At 73.8% G+C, this 11,339-nt stretch carries 13 protein-coding genes; 3 read left to right on the top strand and 10 right to left on the bottom strand.

The window, feature by feature from the left end; genetic code table 11:
* Positions 1–26: 26 nt before the first annotated feature.
* Genes AC6JBM_RS02120 through AC6JBM_RS02105 form a run of 4 tightly spaced genes read right to left on the bottom strand, consistent with a single transcriptional unit; the run spans position 27 to position 4,002 of the window.
* Entirely contained in the window at positions 27–440 is a 414-nt protein-coding gene (locus AC6JBM_RS02120) for a hypothetical protein (RefSeq protein ID WP_497981912.1), read from the bottom strand.
* Positions 437–1,468, bottom strand: coding sequence for a DNA polymerase III subunit beta family protein (locus AC6JBM_RS02115; protein ID WP_497981911.1), 1,032 nt, complete (start codon positions 1,466–1,468; stop codon positions 437–439). The genes AC6JBM_RS02120 and AC6JBM_RS02115 overlap by 4 nt, the downstream gene beginning before the upstream one ends.
* A gap of 39 nt (positions 1,469–1,507) precedes the next feature.
* Positions 1,508–2,503, bottom strand: a complete 996-nt coding sequence (locus tag AC6JBM_RS02110; protein ID WP_497981910.1) for a cobalamin B12-binding domain-containing protein — start codon at positions 2,501–2,503, stop codon at positions 1,508–1,510.
* Positions 2,500–4,002, bottom strand: coding sequence for a PP2C family protein-serine/threonine phosphatase (locus tag AC6JBM_RS02105; protein WP_497981909.1), 1,503 nt, complete (start codon positions 4,000–4,002; stop codon positions 2,500–2,502). The genes AC6JBM_RS02110 and AC6JBM_RS02105 overlap by 4 nt, the downstream gene beginning before the upstream one ends.
* A gap of 100 nt (positions 4,003–4,102) precedes the next feature.
* Here AC6JBM_RS02105 and AC6JBM_RS02100 point away from each other — a divergent pair, with 100 nt between their 5' ends.
* Complete coding sequence (locus AC6JBM_RS02100; protein WP_497981908.1) at positions 4,103–4,480, top strand: STAS domain-containing protein; 378 nt, start codon at positions 4,103–4,105, stop codon at positions 4,478–4,480.
* 367 nt (positions 4,481–4,847) lie between these two features.
* Here AC6JBM_RS02100 and AC6JBM_RS02095 read toward each other — a convergent pair whose 3' ends face one another.
* From AC6JBM_RS02095 to AC6JBM_RS02080, 4 genes are all read right to left on the bottom strand, one after another.
* A complete protein-coding gene (locus tag AC6JBM_RS02095) occupies positions 4,848–5,918 on the bottom strand; it encodes a Pecanex-like protein 1 (RefSeq protein WP_497981907.1) in 1,071 nt (356 codons plus the stop codon).
* Positions 5,919–6,083: 165 nt separating this feature from the next.
* Positions 6,084–6,812, bottom strand: coding sequence for a DUF1775 domain-containing protein (locus AC6JBM_RS02090; protein ID WP_497981906.1), 729 nt, complete (start codon positions 6,810–6,812; stop codon positions 6,084–6,086).
* Between the two features lie 54 nt (positions 6,813–6,866).
* The gene (locus AC6JBM_RS02085; protein ID WP_497981905.1) at positions 6,867–7,583 is read right to left on the bottom strand and encodes a hypothetical protein; all 717 of its coding nucleotides are present in this window, start codon (positions 7,581–7,583) and stop codon (positions 6,867–6,869) included.
* Between the two features lie 64 nt (positions 7,584–7,647).
* Positions 7,648–8,439: an SDR family oxidoreductase gene (locus AC6JBM_RS02080; RefSeq protein WP_497981904.1), complete on the bottom strand. Its 792-nt coding sequence runs from the start codon at positions 8,437–8,439 to the stop codon at positions 7,648–7,650.
* Between the two features lie 43 nt (positions 8,440–8,482).
* Here AC6JBM_RS02080 and AC6JBM_RS02075 point away from each other — a divergent pair, with 43 nt between their 5' ends.
* Positions 8,483–8,881, top strand: coding sequence for a hypothetical protein (locus AC6JBM_RS02075; protein ID WP_497981903.1), 399 nt, complete (start codon positions 8,483–8,485; stop codon positions 8,879–8,881).
* On the opposite strand, the gene AC6JBM_RS02070 is transcribed toward AC6JBM_RS02075, so the two are convergent.
* Positions 8,868–9,368, bottom strand: a complete 501-nt coding sequence (locus AC6JBM_RS02070) for a winged helix-turn-helix transcriptional regulator (RefSeq protein ID WP_350616686.1) — start codon at positions 9,366–9,368, stop codon at positions 8,868–8,870. The two genes, AC6JBM_RS02075 and AC6JBM_RS02070, sit on opposite strands and share 14 nt — an antisense overlap.
* Before the next feature lie 76 nt (positions 9,369–9,444).
* On the opposite strand from AC6JBM_RS02070, the gene AC6JBM_RS02065 reads away from it, so the two are divergent.
* Positions 9,445–10,296 (top strand): MBL fold metallo-hydrolase, encoded by an 852-nt coding sequence (locus tag AC6JBM_RS02065; protein ID WP_497981902.1) that lies wholly within the window; start codon positions 9,445–9,447, stop codon positions 10,294–10,296.
* Here the strand turns inward: AC6JBM_RS02065 and AC6JBM_RS02060 are convergent.
* Positions 10,277–11,245, bottom strand: coding sequence for a hypothetical protein (locus AC6JBM_RS02060; protein WP_497981901.1), 969 nt, complete (start codon positions 11,243–11,245; stop codon positions 10,277–10,279). The two genes, AC6JBM_RS02065 and AC6JBM_RS02060, sit on opposite strands and share 20 nt — an antisense overlap.
* Positions 11,246–11,339: the final 94 nt, after the last annotated feature.

Genomic DNA, 11,339 nt, shown 5'->3' with positions numbered 1-11,339 from the left:
GGATCGGTCGATAGGCGCGGCCAATCTCACGCGCCAGTGGTCCCCGTCAACTTCCGCGCCAGGTTCTCGATGCCGCCGCGGATCATCGCGCCGTACTCGTCCGGCGGCAGGTGGTGCACGTTGGCCCGGGCGGCCGCCAGGTGCTCGCGGGCGGCCTCGACATGGTGCAGGCGCCGGTGTACGTCACCCAGGTTCAGGTGCAGCGAGGGCAGGAAGCTGTTGCGCTGTTCGGCGGGGAGCCCGGCGGCCGCCTCCAGGGCGCGCTCGTCCCAGGCGAGCTCCGCCTCGGCGTCGTCCTGCCGGTCGGCCGCGTAGTGCGCGATGGCGCACCGGGGCAGGGCGTCCTCGGTCTCGTCCCAGAGGGCGGCCAGGGCGTCACGCGCCTCGGGCCGGTCGAGCTGCATCGCGGCGCCCACCCGGGCCATGATGTCGTCGCTCATGCGTGCTCCTTCGTCTTCGCCGGCATGGCCAGGGTCGTGAAGTCCGTGTCGTCGGCGGAGCGCACGACCACGGGGAGGTCCGGCGCGGCGATCCGCAGCAGGACGTCGGGGCCGATGCTCGCGGCGATGGACGGGTACAGCGTCCGCAACTGGAACCGCAGCGCCATCGGGCCGCCGCTGACCTCCGCCGGGACGGCCGCGCCGCCGACGTGCAGCCCGCCGTCGACGGTGAGGTCGATGCCCGCGCCGGGGTCATCGACGGGGTCATCGGCGGGGTCATTGCCGAGGGCGCGCAGCAGGGCCTCCCGCGGCGCGACGACGCGCACGACCGGCTCGGGCAGGCCGTTCAGGATGGCGCGGTACTCGGGAAACTCCCCCGGCATCGCCGGCAGCACCCGATCCCCGAGCCGGACCTCACCGCCACCGATGTGCAGCCGGACGGTGTCCTGGCCCGCGATCCACGGCCGCGCCTCCTCCAGCCGCGCGACGGCGACGGTGGCCCGGGCCGGCGGCGCCGAGCCGGACGCGCGCAGCGAACGGATCGCGAGCCGGTACCGGTCCGTCGCCACCAGCCGCACCTCGCCCTCGGCCGCCTCGAACAGCACCCCGCCCAGCGCCGGGAACTCCCCGCCCGCGGCCGCGGCCGGGCTCACCTGCCCGATCGCCTCCGCGAGCAGCGCCCCACGCACCGCGAGCCCCCGCCCGCGCAGCAGCTCCCGGGTGGCCGCGACGGCATCCTCCATCGCGCGCAGGTGCCGGGTGAGCAGCGCCTCGGCCTCGTCGGCGGGCCCGTCGAGCACCCGCCGCACGTCGACGAGCGGCAGGCCGGCCTCGCGCAGCCGCCGGATGAACAGCACGTCGTCGAGCTGGCCGAGCGAGTAGTACCGGTAGCCCGTGCCCGCGTCCACGAACGCCGGGCGCACGAGGCCGCACTCGTCGTAGAAGCGCAGCGCGCTCGTCGTCACACCCGCGGCGCGCGCGAACGCCCCGATGCTCACCCGCTCGTCGTGTTCCCTCACGCCCTTCATCCTGGGCCTTCAACCAACCCGAAGGTCAAGCGCTCGCGTCTACCGCCGCAGCTGCGCCAGTCCCGCGTCGATCATCGTGCCGGTGCGGGGGAAGTCGTACAGCATGCCGCGGTAGCGCTCCAGCGGGATCGCCAGGCTCGCGGCCGGCACCCCGCGGCTCGCCAGCACCTCCCCCGTCCAGGCGAGGAACCCGGTGAACAGCTCGGGGTCGTCGACGTAGACGGCCGCCGCGAGGAAGTCGACGATGTGCGCCAGGTCGGCCATGGTCGCGTCGAGCTGGGCGTCGGAGTAGTCGCGCATCGGCGGGAACCGGCGCCGCAGCTCGGCGGCCGCCTCGTCCACGAGGTCGCCGCGGCGCTTGAGCAGCGCGGTGTGCTCGTCGTCGGCGAGGTGGGCGAGGGAGCCGGCGGACTCGGTGCGCAGCGCGGCCGGGTCGTCGAGCAGGTCCGCGGCCCCGGTGGCGTCGGCCGCCCAGCGCGCGCCGATCGCCCGGGCCCAGCGGCCGTCCGGGCCGAAGCCGCGCCCGCCGACGATGAGCGGCACCTCGGCGCGCCGGCAGGCCTGCACCGCCCGGTGCGCGGCCTGCAGGCGCGGCGCCAGGGCGCAGCTGAGCGCGACGGCGTCGACGTCCTGCTGGTGCAGGTAGGACACCAGGTGCGCCACCGGCACGCTGGCCCCGAGGAACCTCACCTGCCAGCCGCGCAGCCGCAGCACCTCGGCGACGATCCGGGCGGGCAGCGCGTGCCACTCACCGTCGAGGCAGGCGACGACGACCCGGCCCTTGCCGGTCGCGCGGGCGCCGTGGCCCAGCATGGCGACGACGCGCTCGCTGATGTGCGTGGCCGCGTGCTCCTGGGCGACGCTCCACTCGTTGCGCTGCCACCACTCGCCGACCTGCCGCTGGGCCGGCGCGACGAGCTCGAGCAGCACCCGCTCGGCGTCGGTGCCGGCGTCCACCAGCCCGCGGGCCACCGCGACGGCTCCCTCCTCGTCGGCCTCGGCGAGGCAGGCGAGGTAGTCGTCGTAGGGGCTCACGACACGGTCACCGTCGCGGCCTGGTGCACCGAGTGCAGGTGGCGCGGGGACGTGCGGACGGGCTCGGCGCGAACGGCGAACACCGCGATGTCGTCGTGCTCGCGGCCGCCGAGCCAGTCCATCGCGAGCTGCTCGACCCGCTCGGCCAGGGCCGGCGCCGGCATGGCGGCGCAGCCCGCGAGCGCGGTGGTGAGGCGGCGCAGCCCGTACATCTCGGCGCCCCGGTGCCCGCCCCGCGCCTCGGTGACACCGTCGGTGAACAGCAGGCAGGTCTCGCCGGGCGCGAGGTGCAGGCTGCGCCGGCCGAAGACCGGCTCGTCGGTGACGCCGACGAGCATCCCGTGCAGGGCGACCGTCTCGACGGTGCCGTCGGCGCGCAGCACGAGCGGGGGCAGGTGCCCGCCGCCGGCCAGCGTGAGCCGGATCCCGCCGCCCGGGCGGGGCTGGGCGGTGCCGAGGACCATCGTGGCGAACCGGCCGTCGGAGACGCCCTCGAGCAGCATGTCGTTGAGCACGTGCAGGAGCCGCTGCGGGTCCTCCTCGATGCGGCGCAGCGCGCGGAGGCTGTGCCGGACCTGGCCGGTCAGCACGGCCGCGTCGACGCCCTTGCCCGACACGTCGCCGAGGAAGAACATGGCGCCGCCGGCGATCGGGTGCGCGCCGTAGAAGTCGCCGCCGATGTGCATCGTGGAGCGGGCCGGGCGGTAGGCGGTCCCCCAGGTCAGCCCAGCGACCGGGGCCGGCGGCTCGGGCAGCAGGCTCTCCTGCAGCGTCGCGGCGACCCGGGACTGGGCCGCGTAGAGCTGCGCGGCCTCCAGCGCGGCGCCGACGCGGGCCGCGAAGTCCTCCAGCAGGGCCAGATCGCCGACCTCGGTGACCACGAGCGCGGCGGCCGGGGCACCCGCGGCGAGGATCGGCACGACCCAGGCGGCCGGCGTCGCCTCGCCGCCGAGGAATGGGGTGCCGCCCGGCCACAGGAACGGCTGCGCGACCGGGTTGCCGTCGAGCGTGTCCTGCACGGCGGCCGGCAGCGCGGCCAGGGCCACCTGGTCCTGCCGCACCGGCGCCGAGCCGGCCGCGTGCCAGCAGCGGGCGCGGCCGCGGCGGGTGGGCAGCACGAGCAGCGCGGCCCCGGCGAGCGAGGACACCGCCAGCTCGACGGTGGCGCGGCAGACCCGGTCGGCGTTGAGCATGCCGCCGAGGCGCCGCGCGGTGGCGGCCAGGAAGGCCGCGTGGTCGTTTGCCTGTTCAGAGGCTCGATCGGAGGCTCGTTGGAGATACCACGCCACCTGTCCGTCACCGAGCTCGACCCGGCGTCCGCGCAGGTCGTCGGGCATCGATCCACCGACCGTCACCGCGGGCAGCCGGCGAGCCGCCGCGGGGTTGCGGTAGAGCACGATCCCGGCGCCGTCACACAGCAGGACGCCCTCGTCGAGATGGTCGAGGAGCTGGACCAGAGCGGGCGCGGCCGTGTCGGGCGCACCCAGCGGTGCGTTCATTGGTTGTCCAATCCGTGGCCGTCGCGTTCCCTGCGAGCCTACGCTCCTGGCCTTAGGCTGGCACGGCGGCGACCCTTTCGGTGCACAGGAGGCCCTCGCGATGACGATCAGCGACGAGCGCGACACGGCGACGCTGGAGATCACGGTAACCGGCTCGACCGGCGAGTCCGTGCTGGTCACCGTCGAGGGCGAGCTCGACTACGACACCGCCGGCGACCTGCGCACGGCCCTGCTCGACGCGCTGGGGCGCGATCCGGCGGGGGTCACGCTCGACCTGGCGGGGCTGCGTTTCCTGGACAGCAGCGGACTGGGCGTCATCGTGAGCGGATGGCAGCGGGCCCGCGCGGCCGGGGTGCACTACGTGGTTCGCCGCACACCGGTCGTGATCGCCGAGCAGTTCGAGATGACGGGCCTGTCGCAGGTCCTCACGTTCGGCGATGAGCACGAGGCGGAAAGCGACGGATCGAGCGCCGCCTGACCCGTGTCGCTCGGTTGCCGGCTCCCGGCGTGACCGGCGCCCTGCCGACTGCGCTCAATGATGCGGCTCACGGCTCGCCGATCGCCGTCAAGCGGCCGCACGCAGCGGCGGACGGCAGCGTTCCCTACCGTCCGCCGCTGTGCTCGCGTGGTGCTAAGGCCTGTTTCATAACTGAGGCGGGGCTGCGGCGGGCCCAGATTCCGCCTGCGCGCACCCCGCGAAGGCCGGGTTACAACACCGGTAGCCAGGCCTCCGCGGGGCACACGCAGCGCCTTGGCTGGGCCGGCCTGGCGCAGCGCGCCGGGCCAGCCTTGGCGTCGCGAAATCTGGACTCCGCCTCGCTCCCACCCCAGTTATGAAACAGGCCTTAGTTGGTGACCGTGATCCGCACCGAGTCGAAGCTCGGGATCTCGTTCGCCTTCTGCATCATCGGGATGCGGTGCGAGCCGTCGCCGGCCCAGGACGCGCACTGGGCGGTGCCGGTCGTCGGCATGCCCGTGATGTTGATGGTCACGACGTCGGGCTGGGCGCCGCCGCCGCGGTCCTCCGTCGCGACGAAGAACGCCGGCGCGACGGTCGGGTCCGGGGCGCTGCGCGTGTTGGCGAGCATGCGGCACGCGGTGTGGAAGTGGCCGCGGGTCAGGCCGTCGGGCGTGAGGAACGCGCTCTCGAGGTAGTAGCCGCCCGCCGCCGCGCCGAGGAAGCGGTCGCGGACCAGGTTGCGGGTGCTGATCTGGATCGTGAACGCCTGGCCGACCCGGACCCGCTGAGGTGCGCGGGTGATGAGCAGCGTCGGGTTCTTGTCCTGGCTGCTGACCTCGCCGAACGCGGTGCTCACGCAGCGCGGGGCGTCCTGGAAGCCGGTGTGCGCCGCGAGGCGGCTCTGGCTGCAGTCGTTGCCCAGCGTCTCCAGCGTGGTGCCGGTGCTGCTGCCGGCGGAGGGAGCGCCGGTCGAGCCGCCACCGCCCTGGGTGGGCGGCGGGGTCGGGCAGTTCGGGTTGACGCGGCGCCACTGCGGCCGGCCGTTCACCTGGCCGTCGCCGATGTGGTTGGTCACCTGGTGGCCGTTCTGGTTGCCGCCGCTCACGTCGCCCGCGGTCTGGTCGGGCTTGGGGACGCTGCCCGCGGCCGGGTCGGCGCCCTCGTCGGCGGCCGCCGATGAGCTCGCGGACGGCTTCGGGGCGGCCTTCGAGGTGCCGCCGGCGGCGCCGGTCGCGGGGCCCTTGGCGGTGGCGGTCGGGCACGCCTTGGACCCGCTGTTGTTCTGGTTCGGCCGGCGGGTGGCCGCCTCGGAGATCTGGGTGACCGTGAGGCCCGCCACGAACGCGAGCACCGCGGCGATGACGGTGACCGCTCGCTTGCCGCGGGCGTTCGGGGCCCGTTGCTCGTCCTCGGCCGGGCGCTCCGGCTCGTCGCCGTAAAAGCTCCTGCGCTGCATGACGGAACCTCTCTCAAATCTTTGTCCGGCGTGAGCCAACGTAGATTTCGTGATTGACCGCCGTCAACCATTGAAGCATAACCTAAGTCGATCTAAAGAAGTTCCACAGGTTGCCGTATTTGGGCAGGCAGGAGCGCATCTCCTAACCCATTTCGATGCGGCCGGTCAGCTGGTCGCGACCATTTCCTCAGGCACTTCTTTTACCTCTGGAACGGGTTTCCGGCGATGTTGCAGGACCACGCTGACGATGCAGATCACGCCGATTCCGAGCAGCGCGACCAGACTCCACATCAGATATGACGGGCCGCCGGTTTCCGCTCGCTCCTGCGACTGCGGCTGCGACTGCGGCTCGGCCTCGCCGTGGGCGGCCGCGTGCGCGTTTCCCTCGCCGGGTTTCAGCGTGAGCGCCGGGGCCGTGAGGTTCGTCTGGGTGCCGTCGGAGTTGGTGAGCACGACCCCGAACGCGAGCTGGCCGACGGCCGGCAGCGGGCCGATCGAGAGGTACAACTCGGTCGTCTTCCCGGGCGGGAGCGCCTTGTCGGGCATCGCGATCCACTTGATCGCGGTGGTGACCTCGGTGATCTGGTAGCCGTGCAGCGACGCGAGGGGCTTGTCGACCTTCACGTTCGTCATGGCGGGGGCCCAGTCGTCGACCGACAGCGGGTACACCTCGGCGATCGGGTTGTCCGCCGGCAGCCGCACGTCGATCGCCGTCACCGAGGCCGTCCGGCTCTCGTTCGTGATCCGCAGCGTCAGGTCGGCACCGTCGCCCTGCACCGCCTCGGTCGGCGTGACGACCACGTCGGCCGCGGCGGGGGCCGCGATCCCGGCGAGGGCCAGGACACCGGCTCCGGCGATGACGGCGCGGACGGCCCACCGTTGCTTGTGCTCCACACCGGGTTGTTCGTAGCCGGGGCCCGGAGGGTTCAATCCGTTCCCAAGAAAATTTCAGCTTGCCGGTTTCTTGGCATCGACGCGGCTCAGGACGGTGCCCACCATCCGCCGCCAGTCGGTGGTGAACTCGGGCCCGGTGGCGTGCTCCCCCACCCAGTACACCGCGTAGCTCGCGACGACGATGGCATTGCCCTGCCCGACGACCGCCACCGCGACGTCGGCCGATCCCGGATAGGCGGCCTCGTACGCCTTGTGCCGCACGGTCACGAACCCCTTCCAGCTGCCGGAGACCAGCGGCTCGATCGTGCTCGTCTCGCTGTATCCGGCCTCGCTGCTGCCGTCGCGCGGCCCGGCGCTGCGCGAGGCGCTGGGCGGGCAGGCGTCCATCGTGTCCTGCAGCGACGCGAACGCCGCCTCCATCGCGGCCGCGTCCTTGTACACCAGCCCCAGCTGGTCGAACGCCTGCGCGCCCTTGTCGCCCTCGTCGGCCATCGACGCGGCGATCGAGCCGGTGGGCGAGCCGGGCACCGGCGGCCGCTTCGCGACTCCGGCACACAGCGGCGTGATGCTCGTCGTGGGCGGCGCCGACTCGGCCGGCCGCTTCCACGTCGGCCCGATGTCGCCGGGCTCGAGCACGCCGGCCTGCAGCATCGCGGTCGTGTAGGTGGCGCCCCGCGGGTCGGCCCCGTCGCTCGTGCACCCCGCGAGCGCCATCGTCGCCGCGAAACTACCGGCCGTCACCATGCGCAGCGCTTTCCTGGCCATCGACACGCCGCCCATCCTGACAGACCGTGGACGGACCGGAGTAGGCCTGGACCCACCCCGGCCGTACGGATCAGCGCCGTAGGTCGTGGCGGCGGTGCGTGACCTTCTCGACCAGCCCCGGCGGCAGCAGCCGGCGCAGCGGGAACACCAGCGGCGCGTTGCTGCCGACCGCGTAGTGCGCCTTCGGCCGCGCCGCCTCGACCGCCTTCACGATCGTCGCCGCCACCGGCTCGGCCGCGATCCCGGCCTGCTCGTTGCGGTCCAGCGCGGCCAGCATCCGCTCGAACTCCGCGCGGTGCGGCGAGGCCTCGGCGACATACTTGGTGCGCCGCTGGCTGATCCCGGTGCTGATCGCCCCCGGCTCGACGGTCGTGAGCCACACGCCGAACGGCGAGTACTCGTGCCGCGCCCCGTCGCTGAAGCCCTTGAGCGCCGCCTTCGAGGCGACGTACGACGATCGGTACGCCAGCGGGAACGACGCCAGCATCGAGCCGACCATCACCACGCGCCCGTACCGGCGCTCCCGCATCCCCGGCAGGAGCAGCTGCGCGAGCCGGACCGGGCCGAGCACGTTGACCTGGAACAGCCGCCGCAGCGCGTCCATGGGCAGATCCTCGAACGGCCCGGACTGGCTCTCCCCCGCGTTGTTGACGAGCACGTCCACCGGACCGGCGGCCGCCGCGAGCGCCTCGATGGACGCGTCGTCCTCGAGATCGAGCGCCAGGAACTCGATGCCGTCCACGCGCAACCCGCCGGGCTTGCGGCTGGTGCCGAGCACCCGGTACCCCCGCGCGGCCAGCGCCGCCGCGGTCGCCTTCCCGATCCCGGACGACGCCCCGGTGACGAGCGCGATGCGATCCATCGAAGCACCATACCGTCGCCGGGTGGGGCCGCGTGCGGCTAGCATGCGCAGCGTGATTCTGGCGCTGCTGCTCGACCTGGCCAACATCGCCGGGGGCTTTCTGCTCGCCATCGGACTCATCCGCCGCCTCCCCCGCGTCGGCGACGAGCTGGGGCGGTTCGCGGACCGCGCGGCACCGCAGGGCTGGATCGTGGGGATCGTCGCGCTCGCCCTGGGCGCGGCCTACCTGCTCATGCACCTGCTCGCCGGGCTGCGCGTGTTCCACTTCGAGATCGTCGGCATCGGGGTCGGCCTCGCGCTGCTGTGGGACCGCATCACGGGCCGCCGCGCGCCGGAGCCCACCCCCGCCCCCGACGGGCCGACGGGACGGGCGCTGCTGCTGGCCGTCTTCGGCGTCGTCGCCATCGTCGCCGGGCTCCAGGGGCTGTTCACGCCGGACTAGACCGGCCTTCCCGCGCGGCGGCGTAGGCGGCGTCGAGGCGCTCGAGCGGCCCCGGGCCGGGGCGCGGCTTCGGCGGGGCGCCCAGGTGGCGCTCCCGCAGCTCGTCCATGAGCTCCTCGACGAACGCCGGGCCCTCGTCGCGCATGAGCTGCTGGCGGGTGCGCAGCTCGTCGCTGCCCGCGCGCCAGTCGAGGCCCCAGTTGCCCAGGGCGTAGATGACCGGCAGCGTCTGGATGCCCGCCTCGGTGAGGCTGTAGCGGGCCCGCTGCCCCCGCGCCGCGGTGCCGCGGGTGAGGATGCCCGCCTCGACGAGCCGCACGAGGCGGTCGGCCAGGATGTTCGAGGCGATGCCCTCGATCGACCCGGTGAGCAGCGCCCGGAAGTAGCGGCGGTCGCCGAAGATGACGTCGCGCAGCACGAGCAGCGCCCAGCGATCCCCGAGCACCTCGACGGCGGCGTTGATCGGACATCCGGACCGTGGTTCCACGACTCCTCCTTGACAGGTACCTCGCCCCCAATATAGTGGTTGCAGATCGCAACCACTAGAGGGACGAGGTGAGCCCGTGCTGAGCCAGATCGCGGACGGTGTGCTGGTCCACGAGAGCGAGTTCTGCCAGAGCAACGCCGTGGTCGTGCACGGACACGGCGGCGTGCTGCTCATCGACCCCGGGGTGCAGGACCACGAGATGGCCTGCCTCGCGGACGACCTGTCCCGGTCGGGCCGGACCGTCGTGGCCGGCTTCTCGACGCACCCGGACTGGGATCACCTGCTCTGGCACGCCCGGCTCGGCACGGCCCCGCGCTACGGCACGGCCCGCTGCGCGGCCGTCATCCGGGAGGAGCTGTCCGACCCGGAGGCGAAGGCCCGCATCGCCGAGCACCTGGAGCCGACGGGCATCGCCGAGCAGATCCCGCTGGACCTGCTCGGCGAGATCACCGCCCTGCCCGCCGAGACGGCGCGGATCCCCTGGGACGGCCCGCGAGCCCGGATCATCGAGCATCAGGCGCACGCCCAGGGCCATGCGGCGCTGTGCATCGAGGAGCGCGGGGTGCTCGTCGCCGGCGACATGCTCTCCGACGTCCTGGTGCCGATGCTCGACGTGCACGGCACCGCCGACCCGATCGAGGAGTACCTCGCCGCGCTGCGGCTGCTGGAGGGCGTGGCCGGCGACGTCGACGTCTTCGTCCCCGGGCACGGGTCGGCCGGCGGGGCCGACGAGCTGCGCGCTCGGATCGAGCGGGACCGGGCGTACGTGCTCGCCCTGCGCGAGGGCCGCGACCCCGGCGACCCGCGGGTCGGCCCGTCGGCCAAGCCCGGCTGGGAATGGGTGAGCGACGTGCACGACGGCCAGGTCCAGCGCCTCGCCGAGCGGGGGAAGGCGAGCCGGACCGCGGCTAGTCGGCCCAGATCGTGACCGTGAACATGATCGGCCTGCCGGCGGCGGTCACGGTGCCACCGATCACCCGGCCGGGGCGCAGTGCGCAGAACGTCTGCCCGGCCTGGATCGGAATGCGGACGGTGGCCAGGGTCGCCGCCTTGCAGCCCTGGTACGTCGGCGCCGCGCCGTCCGCCGGCGTGTACGCCCGCACCGCCACGCCCACCGGGTCCAGCGATCCGAAGTCGCCGTCCACGCACAGGTCCCCGGACTCGCAGTCCTTGTCGATCTGGATGCCGGCGTCGCCGAGCAGCACCGAGCCCGTGGTCATCGTCACCGGGTACGCCCCGACCTGCGTCCCGGCCAGCGGCCCGCTCGGCGGCGGCGCGGCCACCACCGGGGAGCCGGGCGGGTCGGCCCACACCGTCGCGGTGAACGCGACCGCGCCGCCGGCGACGTGCGGCGAGGACGTGATCGCCACCCCGACCGCCCGGCCGGGCTTGAACACGCAGAAGGTCTGCCCCACGGCGATCGGCACACGCGCGGCGAGCACGGTCGCCGACTTGCAGCCCTGGTACGTCGGCGGCGCGTGATCCGCCAGGACGTACTGCCGCACCTGCGGGCCCACCGGGACGAAGGACGACGAGTCCGGGTCGAGGCAGATGTCGCCGGACGAGCACGGCTGGACGAACTGCGCATGGTCCGGGGCGGCGTCGTCCAGCGGCACCGAGCCGCCGTTCACGGTCACCGGATACGACGCGAGCTGCGTCCCGGCCGGCTCCCCGCCGGAGGTTGCCGAGTCCGCGACCGGCGGCGGCCGCGACGGCGCGACGGCCGGCTCCCCCGTGGTGCGCAACGCCGGGGCCACGACGAGCGCCAGCACCGCGGCGATGGCGACGACGCCGGCCACGACGCCGCCGGCGAGCAGATCGAGCCGGTCCCGATCGCTGGACGGCTGACCGGCCGCGGGGTCCTGAGGATCCGACACGCCGGAACGCTATCGATGCCGCTGCCGGAATGGTCCCGGCCTTGCGCCAGATCCGGCGACCCGAACGCCGGACCGCTGCTCGATAGATCGGCGG

Source organism: Dactylosporangium thailandense (genome assembly GCF_059739745.1).
This window is presented reverse-complemented; position numbering and strand designations above follow the sequence as displayed.